Source organism: Cohnella sp. GbtcB17 (assembly GCF_019091135.1).
Lineage (GTDB): Bacteria > Bacillota > Bacilli > Paenibacillales > Paenibacillaceae > Cohnella.
Genome location: NZ_JAGXJW010000013.1, coordinates 1 through 16,167 on the forward strand (window position 1 = coordinate 1; position 16,167 = coordinate 16,167).

The following is a 16,167-nucleotide window of genomic DNA, read 5'->3' on the forward strand; positions in this document are numbered from 1 at the left end:
AGGCCGGTGCCGCCGTACTTACGGTTGATACCCGGGTGAAGCTGCGAGAACGATTGGAACAAGCGGCCGAGCTTGTCCGCCGGAATGCCGCTCCCCGTGTCGGACACTTCGAACTCCAGCATATCGGGCGCATGCCGTGCGCCGGGCGCCCCGCGCAGCCGGACGGAGACGCTGCCCGCGTCGGAGAATATGACCGCGTTGCCGACCAGGTTGACGAGCACCTGCCGAATGCGGACGGCGTCGCCGCCGAAGGTGTCCGGCACGCCTTCCTCGATGCGGATGTCGAGCGCGATGCCCTTCTCCTCCGCTTTGACCGCGAACAGCTCGCGGACGGAGTCGAGCAGCTGGGCCGGATCGACGGGCTCGCATTCGAGATCGAGCTTCCCGGCCTCGATCTTGCTGAAGTCCAGGATGTCGTTCAGAATGCGCAGCAGGCTGCGGCTGCTTTTCATGACGATGTCCGCGTACTCGCGCTGCGTCTCCGAGAGCGGGGTGTCGAGCAGCAGGTCGGTCATGCCCATGATGCCGTTCATCGGCGTCCGCAGCTCATGGCTCATGATCGCGAGAAACTCCGACTTGGCATGGTCCGCGCGCTCGGCCGATTCCTTGGCCTTCAGCACTTCGACCTCGCTCGTGATGTCCCGCCACACAACGACGGCGCCCCGAATCTCGCCGCGATCCGTGATCGGCGTCACGCGGTAGTCGGCGAGGAAGCTTGAGCCGTCCGTCCGCCAGAATACGTCTTCTCGCGCTGCGCGCGGCCGTCCGTCCCGGATCGTCAGATGGACGGGAGATTTGCCATCGGCGTAGCGGCTGCCGTCGGCGCGTGTATGATGGACCAGCTCCTGGTACGGCCGCCCCGCGAACGAATCCGGTTCGCAGCCCAGCATGCGGGCGCCCGGCGGATTCAGGAAGATGCCCCTGCCTTCCCGGTCGACGCCGAAGATGCCCTCGGATACAGATCTCAGGATAAGCGCATGCTCATGGCCAAGCTTCTCGATCTGCTCGAGATGACGCTTGCGCTCGGTAATATCGGAGGCGATGCCGAAGACGCCGACGACGCGGTCGTCCACAAAGATCGGCACGTTCGTGACGTTCAGGTCAAGCAGCGAGCCGTCTTTGTGCAGGGCGACGAGATCATAGTTATGGGGCTCGCCCTGCGCGGCGCGATTGAAATTCGCTTGCGTGCGCGCAAGGTCCGGCGGGTTAACGAGATGGACGAACGATCCCGGCATCAGCTCTTCGCGTTTGTAGCCGAGCATTTTCTCCAGCCCCCCGTTGAGGGAAGTGAAGTTGCCCTCCAGGTCGAACGAATACACGCCCGAAGGATTGTAGTCGAACAGAGACTTGTAGCGCTGCTCGCTCTCCCGGAGCTGCTCTTCCATCTGCCGGCGCTCGGTGATGTCCTGGAGCGTGCCGAGCAAGCGGTCGACCTCTCCGGTCTCCGGCTTCATGATCGATTGGATCCGGGCATGGATCAGGCGCGTATCCCCGTCCACGGTCAAGATGCGGAAGTCCGCCTCGTGAAAGCCGCCCAGTAGCGCTTCCTGCAAGTTCCCCTGAATGCGCTTGCAGTCTCCGGGATGCAGGCAGGCGAAAAAGGCGTCGAGATCGATCCGGTGCCGGTCGATTCGGCCGTCGAACATGCGGTGCATCTCGTCGGAGCAAGAGAACCGTCCGCCGGCGATCTCCCAGTCCCACGAGCCGATGCACGCGAGCCGCTGCGCCTCGGCCAGATTTTCCTCGGACTTCTTGCGCGCGGTGATGTCCCGCCCGATGCCGACGATCTTGTCCAGCTCGCCGTCCGCGGCTCGCAGCACTTCGAACGTCGTCTCGAACCAGAGATAACGACCGTCCCGATGACGCACCCGACACTCGAACACGTCGGCGTCGCGGAAGGTCTGCGTCTGCAGCTGCTTGACGTCGTCGGGATGGTACAACGCCATATTGTTGCGGCCGACGAGCTCGGCCGGCTCGTAACCGAGCAATGGTTGGACGGCAGGGGATACGTAGCGGGTGATCCCGTCAAGCGTTGCGACGGTGATCAGGTCCTGCGCGTGATCGAGCACGAGCCGTGCAAGCGTCTCCTCGGACAGCGAATCGGCCGGCGAGGTCGCTACGGTCTCCGTCGCTTGAACCGCGATGGCCCGAATGGCGCCGTCGCTTCGAATCGGGAACAGATGGAGGCGGGCGGTAACGGACGATCCGTCCTTGCGCGCGCAGGTCTCGGTTAATTCAAGGCGGGGCAGGCTGCCCCCCAGCAGCTGCGCAAGACGCACGTCGAACTCGCCGGAAGCTTGAACCGCGATTTGCGTATAGGACATGCCTCTCAGCTCTTCCTCGCCATATCCGAGCATCTCGCAAAAAGACGGGTTGGCGCCGATCCAGACGGACGCGTCGGGGGAGAGGAAAGCCGTGCCCACCGGCGAATGGTCGTATAATTGTTCGTAAGGCAAGGCCGGGTTCGTGAATGCGTGCTCCATAAGAAGTTCCTCCTCCCGCTGTATACTGAGTTTATCAGGAAGAGCGCCTGAGGCCTAGCGGCAATGGCGAACAAAGTTCGCCGCGAAGTGCGCGGGAATTGTCGATATCGCATCGGACTGCGGCATATATCGTCTCGGCTTTCCATAAATATAGTATACTGGCAGCAGTGGACAATAGTCCGAGCGAGAATAGAGGAGGCCGTGACAATGGGATTTTTGGACAAAGTCAAATCCGGGCTGAACGACGCAGGCAACAAAGCCAAGGTTCTGGTCGACGTGAATCGCCTCAAGCTTCAGAACAGCTCGAAAAGGAAAGAGATCGAGGAGATCCAGCAGCAGATCGGCCAGCTGGTATTCGAGGCGGCCGTGGGCCGGCGCGTAGAGGTCGCGATTCACGAGCTGCAGCCCAAATACGATCGTATCCTTGCGCTTGAGCTGGAGATCCAGGAGAACAAGGCGCAGATCAATGCTCTGTCCGACGAAAAGGAATGTGTCTGCGGCAAGTCGGCTCCGCTCGAAGCGAAGTTCTGCTCCGCCTGCGGCAGGACGTTTGATGCGGCGCCGGGCCTTTGAAGGAGCGAATCGCCTAAAAAAAGCCTGCCGGGAGAGCGAACAAGTCTCTTGCCGGCGGGCTTTTTTCATTTGGCTTGCCGCAGCTTCCCGATCGCGCCTGGAGCTTATAGCCGCCTGCCTTAAAATAAATGAGAGAGAAGGGGGACGGCAATGCAGCTAATCGCGTGCGAAGAGGGGCTTCACGGGGAACTGAAAATCTTCGATACGACGGAGCTGTACGGCGAACTCGGCAGATTCCGTATCCTTCAATTCGCGGACGGGGCCGTCCAGGGGGCGATCGATCTTAGACAGCCTTCGCGCATCGTGCTGGCCTATCAGCGGGCGCTGGTCGGTCTCATGGACGCGATCCGGCCATCCTTCGGGCGGGCGTTCGTCATCGGCCACGGAGCGGGCACGATCGCGCGGCATTACGGGACCGAGCGTATTCGGTCGGCGGAGATCGACCCGCTGGTCGCGGAGTGGAGCCGCGTCTACTTCGGCTGCCGGCACGCGAACGTTGCGATCGGCGACGGCCGCGTGCTGCTCGCCGGGATGGAGCCGGGCAGCCTGGATTACGTGATCGTCGATGCCTTTACTGCCGAAGGTACGCCGCCGCATCTGGCGACGCTGGAGTTCTACAAGCTGGCGCGCGACCGGCTGCGGGAGGGGGGCGCGATGCTGCTGAACGTCATCGGCCGCGGCAAAGGGGATAAGCGGATCGCCTCGATGCTGGCGACGCTGCAGGCGGTATTCCCGTACACGGCCGCGATATCGGCTGCGGCGCCGGGCGGAGAAGCGGGGGATAATCTGATCCTGATGGCCGGTCCTCGGGCGCTGGCGCGCGTCGGCATGCCGGCGGGCTGCGAGCCGGCGGAGATCGAGCCGGGATACGTGCGCAGAGACAGGGCGCGAAGCGGAGAAGGACAAGGCGGGCCTGAATAAACGGCTTCGTCTGTCACTCGTTTTGAAATTGATTCGCGAGTCCTGTCCCCGCGAGGTTTGATCGTCATGGGAAAAATGGCATATGATTTCTAAAAAATGTGAATAGAGTTACAGAATATTCGCGCGCCGTACGGTATGATAGAAGCAATCGAACGCGCCCCCCGATCCGCATGCCTGCACACGCGACTACGGTAGATGGGTGCTCTACATACTGGAGGCCTCTTCATGAAAACCGTACAAGCCGAGCCGGACGTCGCCCGGGAGATCGCCGGCGTCTTCGCGGAAGCCGCGGCGGGAGCGGATGCATATCCCGAGCCGCTGGGCGCCTTGCTCCGCGGGCTCGTCCTGCGGGCCGACCCGACGGGGCGGGACCGCAAGTCCAACTATATCGCCTTTATGCTGCCTTCATGGATCGCAGAGCAGACGGGGACGAGTCCCGCGCTGTGCCGCGATCTTGCGGTAGGCAACGTCTATGCGATGCTGCATTTTTTTCTGCTCGACGACGCGATGGACGGCGGCGATGCAGGCATGGAAGGCCGAAGCGCCCTGGCGGCCGGCCAGCTCCTGCACGCCTTGTTCATCGAACGTTACGGCCGCCACTATACGCCGGACTCCCCCCTGTGGGCCTATTACCGGACGTATCTGGCCGAATGGGCGGCGGCCGTCTCCGATGAAGGGCTGCGGCGGGCGGATCCGCGCGCCCCTCGCGCACTGGCGCGCAAGTCGGCTCCGGTGAAGCTCGGCGCCGCCGCGGTTCTGCTGGCCGCGGGGCTTTCGGAGCGGATCGTCGATGCGGAAGCGGCAATCGAGCTGACGCTTGCGTCTTTGCAGCTTGCGGACGACTGGGCCGACTGGCGGGACGACCTGCCCGGAGAGGAGCGCAGCAACGCCTTTCTGACCTTGGTCAGACGCGAGAGCCTTGCCATGCCGGACGATCAACCGCTGCAGGAGCGATCGGTCCTACAGGCGATCTATCGCAAAGGCGCGCTGGAGCAGCTGGCGTCCATCGTGCTCGGCCACGCCGAGCGATTGTCGGCAATGCCGAATGTCGCGCCCGGACTGATCCGCTTCCAGCAGGACATCGTCGCGGGAATCTTGAGCGATGTCCGATCTGCCCGGGAGACAACGGATAAATTGGCTAGCGGCGGCGGTTTTTCATATTTTTTATCAAAAATGAAAGAATTATAGGGACGAATCGCCTAAACGTATGGTAGGATATGGGTGGATAGACCCAAACATACGAAAAGGTCGTGAATCGAATGTCCCTCGAAACGCTTAAAATCCAGGTCATCAAAAAGGCATGGGAAGATCCCGCATTCAAGCAACAGCTGCTTGCCGACCCCAAGGCAGCGGTCAAGGACGCGTTCGGCGTCGAGCTGCCGCAGGAGATTCAAGTGACGACCGTCGAAGAGACCGCCTCGCACTACTACCTGGTCATTCCGCCGAATCCGGAGGACATCGGCAGCGGCCAATCAAACGTCGAGGTTGTTTGGTAAGACGCCCGCAGCGGCCGTCTCTTCCCCGGCGGCTTCGCCGGCAAGCGGGAGCCGAATTAACACTTCGGTTCCCTGCCCCTTGCGGCTCTTGAATTCGATGGTCCCCTTCATGACCTCGATGATGCGGAAGGTGACCATGGTGCCTAGTCCAGTCCCCTTCGACTTGGTCGAGAAGTACGGCACGCCCAGCTTGGCGATTTGCGCTTCGTCCATTCCTTCCCCGTTATCCTTGATCCAGATCGTCGCTTCGCCGTCTTCCTCATAGGCATTGATCTCGATATAGCCGTCTTCCTTGAACGCTTCGATGCTGTTTTTCAGCAGGTTAATGAGCGCCTGCTTGAACTTGGACGAGCTGCCGATGACGGTCAATCCCGAGTCCGCGTTAATCTGCAGCCTGCCGCCGTGCATCGCCGCATGCGGGGCGATGATGACTTCGAGCTGCGCCAGCTCCTCGGCCAGATTCAGGGGAGAGACGGTCTCAAGCTCCGGCTTCGCGAAGGTCAGAAAGTCGGTAATGATGCCCGAAGCGCGATCGAGCTCGCTCACCGCGATGTTAAAATGCTTTTTGCTCTCGTTGTCTCCCCGCCCCGCGAGCAGTTGCAGAAAACCTCGCGTCACCTGCAGCGGATTGCGGACCTCGTGCGCGACCGATGCAGCCAGATCGCTGATGATCTTCAGCTTTTCCGTCCGCTCCAGCCGATGGTTGAACAGCTCCAGACGCTTGGAGTAAGAGAGCAGCATCCGGTAATCGGCGGATATCCGTCTCGCCAGGATGATGACGAGCCCGACGATCAGCAGCACGACTCCGATTTTCCACAAGAACAGAATGTAGCTCTTGCCGCTTGAATAGTAGAGGATCAGATCCGTAGCGCCAGAGAGCGCTAACAGGAAGAGGGAGGCGGATAAAATGATCGCGTCCCTGTTCTTGCGCAGCGCATTGATCACGGACAGCACGGCGATGATCAGCAGCTGAACCAGGATCAGCGAACCGAGGATCGGGTTCGTGAGCAGATAGTACAAGTCGTAGTAACGCTCGTTCGTCGCTTTGTACGCGACAAAGGCCAGAAAACAAAAGACGGAGAAGCCGGCCTGCCACTTGCGGAATCTCGTAAAGAAGCGGAAGCGGTTCCCCAGCACCTCGTCGACGTAATAGCTGAGCGCGGGAAAGAGCACGAACATCGACAGGTCGAACAATGACAAAAAGAGATTGGCGTACGACTTGTAATAGATATACAGCATCGGAGAATAGACGGATATCAGCGTGCCGATCGTCAGCGCGATCAGACAGAGCGAGATCCATGAGCTCCGCTGCCGCCGGTTGAGATAGCTCGAGCAGATGAGCATGATCAACGCCAGGAAGGAGATCGAGCCTCCGAGCATCAGATCGGGCAGCTCCCGGCGGATGTAGCTCTCCTCCAGCGGGGCGAATTCGCCGACGCGAGCGTTCGTGATAAATCCTGCGCGCGTTCCTGTCGTCAGGATACGGACGTCAATGTTGGACGCACGATCGTACGAGCCCAGCGGCAGCAGCAGCCGGTTCAGGTGAAAGTCGAAGTCGCGCTTCGATTCGAAAAGGAGATCGCCCTCCCTGAAGGCAGCCAGCTCGAGTCCGTATAATCGCCGGACCAGCAGTCCGGGCCGCTGCCAGCCGTCCGTCGGCGGCACCTGGAGGCGAATCCATGCGCCTTGGGCGTCCGCGGGCAGATCGACCAGCGACGAGCCTGCCTGTGCATCGATCCATTCGCCGCCTTCGGGAGGCGAGACGCCGGGCCGCTCGCCGTCCGGGATCCACATGACCTGCCAGTGGTCGATATTCGCTTCCGGCACGGCCGCCCAGCTTCGATTCGGCCCTATAATGAACAGCGCGGCGATGACGACCGCACATGCCAACGCTGCGATTAAGCGAACCGCTTTCATATTGCACCCCATTTTACATGCGCATTCATCGGAAAATATAGGCGCGGGAAAATTTGCCTGTTATCAACTAAAATTCGACAGCATGAATCAAACTCCTGTAAGATCCGCCAAATCGTCGGGCAAAAGTTCAAGCGCAGCTGGGCCTTATTGCCTAGGTGCGAAAACGGCGAGACACCATGCTTCCCAGTCGACGTCGTCCTCGTAGCTGACGCGTTCCCATTGCCTTCTAGGTTCGCCTTGCAAGCCGAAGCCGGAGCCGCCGAGCAGGACGTGAAGCTCCGGATATTGTGCCGTCGTCCGATCCAGCCACTCCGAGAGCGGTACGATAAGCGCCGGATCGGTGACCGATATCGCGGCAACGCGCACGTCCTTCATTTCGATCAGCCGGCCAAGCCCTTCATAGGGCGTATCCGGACCCAAATAAATGACGTCGACGCCCCGCTTTCGCAAATAGAGACTGAAGAGAAGCAGCCCGAGTTGATGGTGCTCGTCGGGCGGACAAAAAGCGACAGCGCACGGCATACCCGGATCGACGGGCAGCGATCGGAACACTTGCATGAACCGCTGCAAAATGAGCTGCGAGGCGAAATGCTCCTGGGCGACGGCCAGGTTGCCCGATTCCCAGTCGTTGCCGATCCGGACGAGAAGCGGCGCGAGAATGCGATGGAATGTCATTTCATAGCCGTACAAGGATATCGCAAGATCGATGGCCCGATTGGCTTCCTCGGCATTAAAGGCGACCAGCGCGGGATACAGGCGATCCGCGATGTGCGCATCGATCCGGACGGACCGCTCCTGCTCGGACGCAATCGAAAAGAGAGGGGGGACCTCGGCCGAACGGGGGACGGTTCGATCTGTCGATTTTTCTCTCTTCAGCCGGTGCGCGATCTCGCCGATCTTCATTCCCTGCTCTTTCATCAGCCGTTTGACTCGCCTGAGCGTAGCGACGTCCTCTTCGCTGTACAGGCGATGCCCGCCGACGCTCCGGAGCGGATGAACGATGCCGTGGCGCGCTTCCCAGGCGCGTAGCGTAACGCCTGGAATGCCGAGCATGTCCGAAACCTTCTGAATGCTGTACATGGCGTACCTCCGCCAACATTATACATAAATGATACAAAACTTCTCTATTATAGCCGGAAAAAGAAGTCCCCGATATATAAAAGATCGATTTAATTGCTTTGTTTGTATAGTTTATGTACAATACGGAGGAAAAACTATACAAAATATATACATACAATCAAAGATAAAGGACGGTAGAGGTAAAATGGTCGAACGGGCGTATGGCGAAGAACATATGCAGGCGCTGCATGCGCAGGCCGTGCTTGAAGCGATGGAACGATCTTTGGCGATCGTCGCGTTCGATATGGAGGGGACCGTGCTGCGGGCCAACCGCAACTTCGCCGAAGCGCTCGGATATAGCGAAACGGAGATTCGGGGGATGTCGCACAGGCATTTTTGCACGCCGGCGTTCGCGGCTAGCGACGCCTATCGCGAATTGTGGTCGAACCTGCGGGACGGCAAGCCTTTTCAGCAAAAGATCCAGCGGGTCGCCAAGAACGGCAGCCTGCTCTGGCTGGAAGCGACGTATATGCCGGTGCGGGGGGCGGACGGGAACTTCGAAGCCGTGGTCAAGGTGGCGACGGATATCACGTCCCGTGAGCAGGCGGAGAGCCGGCAGGCGGCAGAGCTGAAGCGCATGGCGCAGGAGCTGTCCGAGCAGGCGGAAGAAGGCGTATGGAAAAGCGGGGAGATCGAGGCAGCCATTCACCAAGTGCGCGCGGATTCGCTCGACAATCTGGAAAGGCTCGGTCAACTGGAGCGTCAAGCCGTCGCTATTCGCGGCATCGTGCGCGCCATCCGTGAGGTGGCGGCACAGACGCAGCTCCTGTCGCTGAACGCGGCGCTCGAGGCGGCTCGCGCGGGCGAGTTCGGACTGGGCTTTGAGGTTGTCGCCTCGGAGGTTCGCAAGCTGGCGGGTCAAGTCCAGGAAGCCTCGAAGCTCGCGAACGGCGAGGTTGAGGAGCTCGCCGCCCGGATCGCGGAGATCGGCAAAGGGACGAAGAGAGCGCAGTCTTCGGCGGGGGAGAGCTTGCGCAGGCTGGAAGACGCGGTCGATGCCTTCCGGCGGATCGAAGATGCGGCGCGGCGGCTGAACGCGTCTTCCGATTCGTTCGCGGAGCGTTAAAGCGCGGCTCGCGTTATTCTAGTATTTTCATTTTGAACGCTGTGATTTAAGATGGAGAGAGACAGGCCTTATGTCCTAGATCGGAGAAACGGAGACCAAACCGATGAACGTACGCTCGCCGCTTGGACCGCTCGCCGCCTCGATTCTTCCATATGCAGCATTCGTCATATTGAGCAGAAATCCCGCATGGGACGGCTTATTCGTGCTGCCGAACGCACACTTTTACATCGTCAGCTCCGTCGCGCTGCTCGCGCTCGTCGTCGCCGTGTTCGTCGCCGTCGCCGGCCGGCGCGTGCGCAACATCAAAGTCAGCTTCCTCGCGTTGTCCTTCGTCTCTTTGTCTGTATTATTCATGGTGCACGGACTGTCCACGCCCAGCATACTACTGGGCGTCACTACGCTGCCGAAGATCAGCGCGCCGCTCAGCGTCATCTTCGCCACCCTCTGGCTCTGGCTGTCCTCCTGGCGCTCCGACCACCCTTTGATTCGCTTTTTATCCTGCCGAGAGCGTGTGCTTCTGCCGCTCTGGACCGCGCTGCTGGCGCTCGCCGGCGCAATCGCCCTGCTGCGTCCGGAGATCGTCGGCTTCATCCGTCTCGATATTTATCCGTTGAACAGCTCGGCGACGATGTTCGTGATTGCCGTCAATATCGTGACGGGCTATCGGTACTATCGGTCGTATCTTTACTCGCGGTTTCCGCTGGAGCTCGCGATCGTTTACGCCACGGCATGGCTGATCGCAGCCCAGCTCATCATGACGCAAGGCGACGTATGGCGCAGCAGCTGGTGGCTGTACCATTTCCTGCTGTTGGCGGCGATGCTGGTCGTGCTGACCGGACTTTACCGGCAATACGCGTCCAAGCGATCGCTCGCCGGCGCCATCAAAGGGCTGTTCACGACGGACCCGGTCGAGCGCATCACGAACGCGCTGCAGCCGAGCGTCCGCGCGCTCATGCTTGCCACCGAGAGCAAGGACCCGTACACGGCGGGCCACAACTTTCGCGTGACGCTGTACGCGCTTAAGATCGCCGAGCAGCTGCAGCTTCGCCCGGAGCAGCTGCGCGCGCTCGTCGGCGGCACGATCGTGCACGACGTCGGCAAGATCGAGACGCCCGACGCGGTGCTGAACAAGCCGGGGAGGCTGACGCCGGAGGAGCGGACGATCATCGAGGAGCATCCGGTGAGAGGGTACGAGATGTGCCGAAACCTCGGGTTCATGGAAGAAGAGCTGGGCATCATCCGGTCGCACCATGAGAAGTGGAACGGCGAAGGCTACCCCGACCGGCTGGCCGGCGAAAAGATTCCCCGGATGGCGCGAATCGTGGCGGTTGCGGACGTATACGACGCGCTGACGAGCAACCGGGCGTACCGGCGGGCGATGTCGCACGAGGACGCGATGGCCATCCTGAACGCGAGCAAGGGGACGCACTTCGAGCCGGCCTGCGTCGAAGCGTGGGAGAAGGCTTGCCAGGCCGAGCCGGAGATGATCCGGGAGGGCTCTGCGCTCTGGGAGCGGGGAATGGGCAGATCGGCGCTCGCCTGATGGCAGCGCATAGGCGCGTTGGAGAGAAGGCGCGGCTTCGGTTGTGTCCTAGGCGCGGTTTGCCGGGGGCGGGCAGCGGGTAAGGTCCTGTATAACCAACCCAACCGACAGGAGATGAGGACCATGACCAAGCTGACCGGCGATCAGGCGCGCAATGCCGAGGATCAAGACAACAATTCGCTCGAGCAGGAGCAGAAGATCGGCCGCGGGCAGGACATCGAGCCCCAGGCCGAAGAGTGGGAAGCCAAGCAGTCGCAGCAAGAGCAGGACAAGCCTAATCGATAAGCCCCCGAATCGATAAACCGCCGGGTCTCCGGCGAATCGACAAACGGCGCCGCTCCCGAAGGGGAAGCGGCGCCGTTTATTGATGGATTTAGAAGTCGAAGTTGTCGGGATCGGGACCGACACGCTCGCCGCGGTCCAGCGCGGCGATCAGGCGATGATCCTCCGCGGTGAGCGAGAAGCCGAAGACATCGGCATTTTCCGCGATTCGGCGCGCGCGGGTCGACTTGGGAATTGTCGCTATGCCGAGCTCGAGGTCCCAGCGCACAATAATTTGCGCGACGGATTTGCCATGTCTTTGCGCAATCGCGGTCAGCGTCGGATCGTCCAGCAGCCCGCCTTGCATGAGCGGCGACCAGGCTTCGATCCGGATGCCGCGCTCGGCCGCATAGGCGCGCAGCTCGGGCTGCTGCAGCCGCGGATGCAGCTCGATTTGATCGACCATCGGCACAACGCTTGCGGTCTGCAGAAGGTCTTCGAGGTGATGAATGTGGAAGTTGCTGACGCCGATCGCTTTAACCCGGCCGTCCGTGTACAGCTTTTCGAGGGCGCGCCAGGCAGCATTGTATTTCCCGGCGACGGGCCAGTGAATCAGGTACAGGTCGAGGTAATCGAGCCCCAGCTTGCGCAGGCTCGTCTCATAGGCGGCCAGCGTCTCCTCGTATCCGAGGTCCGCATTCCAGACCTTCGACGTGACGAACAGCGCTTCGCGGGCAAGCCCCGTCTCGGCGAGCGCCTCTCGAATGCCTGCGCCGACGCTCGTCTCATTGTCATAAATCGCGGCCGTATCGATGCTGCGGTAGCCCTGGCGAATCGCTTCCTTGACCGCGTTCGCGGCCTCGTCGCCCTCCGGCACCTTAAATACGCCGAGGCCGAGCCAGGGCATGCGGACGCCGTTCGCAAGCGGAAATGCGCTCTGAAGATTTTGAAGGCTTTGAAGGTCTGCTTTTGCGGTCATAATAGAGAGTCCTCCTTAGTGGAAGTTTAGGTTGTTAGAGACTGGAGCGTCCGGCGTTCGGCTATCGTTGTTCGCGCGGGCTTCCGCGTTTTCGAGGCGCAGGCTTGCGGCCGTGAGCAGCACGGCGGCGGCGACCATGACGGCGCCGACCCATGGCGTATGCGCCACGCCGAGCCGTTCCACGACGATGCCGCCGAGGAAAGCCCCGATCGCGATGCCCGCGTTAAACGCCGCGATGTTGAGCGACGAGGCGAAGTCGACGGCGTTTTTGGCGTGCCGCTCGGCGAGCATCACGACATAGAGCTGGAGCCCGGGCACGTTCATGAAGGCGAGCAGGCCCATGAGCAGGACGGCCGCGAGCCCGGCCGCATGGTAGGCTGCGGCGAAGTTCAGAACCAGCAGGACGACGGTCTGCAGCGCGAACATGACGAGCAGCGCCGGTACGGGACGCTTGTTGGCGGCTTTGCCGCCAACGACGTTGCCCACCGCGATGGCGATGCCGTAGAAGAGCAGGATGAGGGCGATCGACGACTCGCCGAATCCGGTTATATCCCGCAGAAGCGGGGACAAATAAGTGAAGACGACGAAGGTGCCTCCGTAGCCCAGCGCGGTGATGGCGAAGGCAAGCAGCAGCCTCCGGTTGCCGAGCAGCGGCAGCTGGTGGCGCAGCTTCGTTCGGACGGCGCTGCGCAGCCCCGAGGGCACGAGCGCGAGGTTGGCGACGAAGGCTGCGATGCCGACGGCTGCGATGGCCGCGAAGGCGGCTCGCCAGCCGAGATGCTGACCGAGCAGCGTGCCGAGGGGCACGCCGGTGACGGTCGCGATCGTCAGGCCCGAGAACATCGTGGAGATCGCGCTGGCTCTGCGGTCACGCGGCACGAGATCCGCCGCGATCGTCGAGCCGACGGACATGAAGACGCCGTGGGCGAAGGCGGACAGCACGCGGGCGACGAGCAGCGGGACGACGCCGCCGGAAGCGGCGGCGAGGACGTTGCCCGCGATAAAGACGACCATGATCCAGAGCAGGAGCGTCTTGCGCGGCACGCCCGCGGCGAGCGAAGTTAGAATCGGCGCGCCCGCCATAACGCCCAGTGCGTATAGCGTGACCGTAAGGCCCGCCATGGATTCGGTTATATGAAGATCATCCGCGATGAGGGGCAGCAGCCCGACGCTGATGAATTCGGTCGTGCCGATGGCGAACGCGCTGACCGCAAGCGCGAGCAGCGCGGCCGTGCTTTTGTTAAAGGCAACCGTCATTGGAGCAACACTCCCGTAGTAGATATCCCGGCCGGTGAATGCTATTATGGATGAATGTCGCCTGAAAGGACAGTACGTACTTTTAAGTGATATAGGTACTAAAAAGTACCCATGGCGGCATGCGAAAGGAGTTCGATCGCAATGGCCAAAAAATACAACATCTCCGTGGAAGCGACGCTCGAAGTCATCGGCGGCAAGTGGAAGTGCGTCATCCTGTGCCATCTGACGCACGGCAAGAAGCGCACGAGCGAGCTCAAGCGCCTCATGCCCGCGATCACGCAGAAGATGCTCACGCAGCAGCTGCGCGAGCTCGAGGACGACGGCATCGTCAACCGGATCGTATATAACGAAGTGCCGCCCCGCGTCGAGTACGAGCTCAGTGCTTACGGGTGGAGCCTGAAGTCGATTCTCGACTCCTTGTGCAACTGGGGCGAGCAGCATATTATCAAGGAATACGGGGACAAATACGCGGTGCTCGAGGATAACGTGCTGAACCGCTAGAAGAGAGGTAAATGGAGATGAACAAGCCATCGATATACGGCTTGCCTTACGATAAGCTGGCCGCCTGGCTGGCGGAGCGAGGCTTCAAGAAGTCCCGCGCGGACCGGACGTGGGAGCAGCTGTACCGCATCCGCGTCGCTGAATTCGCGGAGATGGAGCCTGCGCTCGAGCCTGCCGTGACGGCGCTGCTCGAGCAGAGCTTCACGCTGCGGACGATGACGGAGCACGTCAAGCAGCAGTCGGCCGACGGCACCGTGAAGTTTCTGTTCCGGTTGTCCGACGGCAATCTCATCGAGACGGTGCTCATGCGGCACAAGTTTGGCTTGTCCGTCTGCGTGACGACCCAGGTCGGCTGCAACATCGGCTGCAGCTTCTGCGCGAGCGGCTTGCTCGCCAAGAGCCGGGATCTGTCCGCAGGCGAGATCGCGGAGCAGATCATGCAGGTTCAGGCGCATCTTGACGCCGCCGGCGACGGCGAGCGCGTCAGCCACATCGTCGTGATGGGCATCGGCGAGCCGTTCGACAATTACGACAACATGGCGGATTTCATCCGCGTCATGAAGGACCATAAGGGGCTGGCGATCGGACCGCGCCACATCACCGTGTCCACGAGCGGACTGGCGAACAAGCTGCGGGAATTCGCGGACTCGGACCTGCAGACGAATTTGGCCGTATCGCTTCACGCGCCGAACGACGAGCTGCGCACGCGCATCATGAAGATCAACCGCGCCATTCCGATCGCGAAGCTGATGGACGCGATCGATTATTATCTGGCGCGGACGAACCGGCGGCTCACGCTGGAATATATTTTGCTGCGGGACGTGAACGACCGCCGGGAGCATGCCGAGGAGCTGGCCGACTTGATCGGCGAGACGCGGCGGAGCCAGGTGAACGTGAACCTCATCCCGTACAATCCGGTCGATGAGCACAGCCAGTACCAGCGCAGCGAGCAGGAGGCGGTGCGGGGCTTCTACGACGCGCTCAAAAAGCGCGGCGTCAGCGTCAGCGTGCGCCTGGAGCACGGCGCGGACATCGACGCTGCCTGCGGGCAGCTGCGGAGCAAGCAGATCGCGAAGGCGAATTAATAAAGCGAAAGGGGCCGTGTCGAACGGCCCCTTTCTTCTATTTAGGCTCGGCAAGCTGACGAACGTGCTGCGGGGGCAGCCCGGTTAGCCTGGCGATCGTATCGAGGTCCATACCTTCTCGCAGCATGTGAAGCGCGATTTCCGCTTTCGCAGATTCCTGTCCTTCCTCGCGTCCTTCTTTTTTGCCCGATTCCCAGCCTGTCTCCCGGCCTTCCTCCCAAGCGTCCTTCAGGAAGCTGATCCGATCCCGCTGCGCTTTTTCCCGGGCCTCGTACAGCATTCTGGTCATGTCGTCTTCGCTGAGGTGAGCAAGGCGCTCTTCGGCATGGCGTATCGTCGGATCCATCTCGATCAACTCCTCCAACTGTTCTGGGGTCGTCCATTCGTCCAAAAACCGCAGCCAGCGATGCAGCGGATCCTCGAGGCGATACGGTCCGGCTCTGAACTTCGGGCATTCGATGAAGTGCAACTCGATCAGGTCGGTGAGCCGGTATTGCCTTTCCATATCTTCGTATAGCTGAAACGAATGATGAAAATGGGTAAGCGGCAGAAAGGCAAAATCCAAAATATTGATGCAAATCGTCTTTTTGAGCTGGCTGTAATCCTCGCCTTCGCGGATGGAGTCGGCGAGCAAGCGCCCCATGTAGAACAAGCTGCGCTTTTCCATGTGCCGATAGCGTCCGACCTGCATCTCGACGTTGATTTGCTCTCGGTCCGCCGTCTCGCAGCGAATATCCAGCACGCCTTCTTTGTCTTCGACGAGGCGCTTCGTAAGCAGCTTGCCGTCCAGAATGGCCAGATCGGCGATCGCCGCTCGGTCCGACCGCCGCAGAATCGCGTTCAGCAGTCCGATCAGCAGCGGCTTGCTGTCGGCTTCCCCGAACAGCCGTTTGAACAAGTAATCGTTTTTCGGATTCAATCGCTTCTTCATGCTTCCGTTCTCCCCTCAGTATACCATAGCCTTTT

At 61.0% G+C, this 16,167-nt stretch carries 15 protein-coding genes; 9 read left to right on the plus strand and 6 right to left on the minus strand.

All coding sequences use genetic code 11. The features are described from left to right. A partial coding sequence (locus KVT38_RS08985) for a PAS domain S-box protein (RefSeq protein WP_217593369.1) occupies positions 1 to 2,483 on the minus strand: 2,483 nt, incomplete at its 3' end. A 207-nt stretch (positions 2,484 to 2,690) separates the two neighbouring features. Between KVT38_RS08985 and KVT38_RS08990 the strand changes: the two genes are divergently transcribed. The 4 genes from KVT38_RS08990 to KVT38_RS09005 all read left to right on the plus strand — a co-directional run bounded on the left by KVT38_RS08990 (position 2,691) and on the right by KVT38_RS09005 (position 5,473). After that, the gene (locus KVT38_RS08990) at positions 2,691 to 3,056 is read left to right on the plus strand and encodes a zinc ribbon domain-containing protein (RefSeq protein ID WP_217593370.1); all 366 of its coding nucleotides are present in this window, start codon (positions 2,691 to 2,693) and stop codon (positions 3,054 to 3,056) included. A gap of 150 nt (positions 3,057 to 3,206) precedes the next feature. Beyond that, positions 3,207 to 3,977, plus strand: coding sequence for a spermidine synthase (locus tag KVT38_RS08995; RefSeq protein ID WP_217593371.1), 771 nt, complete (start codon positions 3,207 to 3,209; stop codon positions 3,975 to 3,977). Positions 3,978 to 4,202: 225 nt separating this feature from the next. Continuing rightward, positions 4,203 to 5,165 carry a hypothetical protein gene (locus KVT38_RS09000; RefSeq protein ID WP_217593372.1) on the plus strand — a complete coding sequence of 321 codons (963 nt, stop codon included), beginning with the start codon at positions 4,203 to 4,205 and terminating at the stop codon, positions 5,163 to 5,165. Between the two features lie 71 nt (positions 5,166 to 5,236). Beyond that, positions 5,237 to 5,473, plus strand: coding sequence for an NHLP leader peptide family RiPP precursor (locus tag KVT38_RS09005; RefSeq protein WP_217593373.1), 237 nt, complete (start codon positions 5,237 to 5,239; stop codon positions 5,471 to 5,473). Here KVT38_RS09005 and KVT38_RS09010 read toward each other — a convergent pair. Both KVT38_RS09010 and KVT38_RS09015 read right to left on the minus strand, forming a co-directional pair. After that, positions 5,450 to 7,390 carry a sensor histidine kinase gene (locus KVT38_RS09010; protein ID WP_217593374.1) on the minus strand — a complete coding sequence of 647 codons (1,941 nt, stop codon included), beginning with the start codon at positions 7,388 to 7,390 and terminating at the stop codon, positions 5,450 to 5,452. The two genes, KVT38_RS09005 and KVT38_RS09010, sit on opposite strands and share 24 nt — an antisense overlap. A gap of 144 nt (positions 7,391 to 7,534) precedes the next feature. Next, positions 7,535 to 8,470: a MerR family transcriptional regulator gene (locus KVT38_RS09015; RefSeq protein WP_217593375.1), complete on the minus strand. Its 936-nt coding sequence runs from the start codon at positions 8,468 to 8,470 to the stop codon at positions 7,535 to 7,537. Between the two features lie 184 nt (positions 8,471 to 8,654). Here KVT38_RS09015 and KVT38_RS09020 point away from each other — a divergent pair, with 184 nt between their 5' ends. From KVT38_RS09020 to KVT38_RS09030, 3 genes are all read left to right on the plus strand, one after another. Continuing rightward, positions 8,655 to 9,575 (plus strand): methyl-accepting chemotaxis protein, encoded by a 921-nt coding sequence (locus tag KVT38_RS09020; protein WP_217593376.1) that lies wholly within the window; start codon positions 8,655 to 8,657, stop codon positions 9,573 to 9,575. Between the two features lie 103 nt (positions 9,576 to 9,678). Next, complete coding sequence (locus tag KVT38_RS09025; protein WP_217593377.1) at positions 9,679 to 11,118, plus strand: HD-GYP domain-containing protein; 1,440 nt, start codon at positions 9,679 to 9,681, stop codon at positions 11,116 to 11,118. Positions 11,119 to 11,241: 123 nt separating this feature from the next. Beyond that, the gene (locus KVT38_RS09030) at positions 11,242 to 11,403 is read left to right on the plus strand and encodes a hypothetical protein (RefSeq protein ID WP_217593378.1); all 162 of its coding nucleotides are present in this window, start codon (positions 11,242 to 11,244) and stop codon (positions 11,401 to 11,403) included. A gap of 88 nt (positions 11,404 to 11,491) precedes the next feature. On the opposite strand, the gene KVT38_RS09035 is transcribed toward KVT38_RS09030, so the two are convergent. Both KVT38_RS09035 and KVT38_RS09040 read right to left on the minus strand, forming a co-directional pair. Further along, on the minus strand, positions 11,492 to 12,358 hold the full coding sequence (locus KVT38_RS09035; protein WP_217593379.1) for an aldo/keto reductase: 867 nt from the start codon (positions 12,356 to 12,358) through the stop codon (positions 11,492 to 11,494). 15 nt (positions 12,359 to 12,373) lie between these two features. Beyond that, complete coding sequence (locus KVT38_RS09040; RefSeq protein ID WP_217593380.1) at positions 12,374 to 13,615, minus strand: MFS transporter; 1,242 nt, start codon at positions 13,613 to 13,615, stop codon at positions 12,374 to 12,376. Between the two features lie 141 nt (positions 13,616 to 13,756). On the opposite strand from KVT38_RS09040, the gene KVT38_RS09045 reads away from it, so the two are divergent. Further along, positions 13,757 to 14,116 carry a winged helix-turn-helix transcriptional regulator gene (locus KVT38_RS09045; protein WP_217593381.1) on the plus strand — a complete coding sequence of 120 codons (360 nt, stop codon included), beginning with the start codon at positions 13,757 to 13,759 and terminating at the stop codon, positions 14,114 to 14,116. Positions 14,117 to 14,133: 17 nt separating this feature from the next. After that, complete coding sequence (rlmN, locus tag KVT38_RS09050) at positions 14,134 to 15,201, plus strand: dual-specificity RNA methyltransferase RlmN (protein WP_217593382.1); 1,068 nt, start codon at positions 14,134 to 14,136, stop codon at positions 15,199 to 15,201. 37 nt (positions 15,202 to 15,238) lie between these two features. On the opposite strand, the gene KVT38_RS09055 is transcribed toward rlmN, so the two are convergent. Further along, entirely contained in the window at positions 15,239 to 16,132 is an 894-nt protein-coding gene (locus KVT38_RS09055) for an Rpn family recombination-promoting nuclease/putative transposase (protein WP_217593383.1), read from the minus strand. Between the last annotated feature and the right edge of the window lie 35 nt (positions 16,133 to 16,167).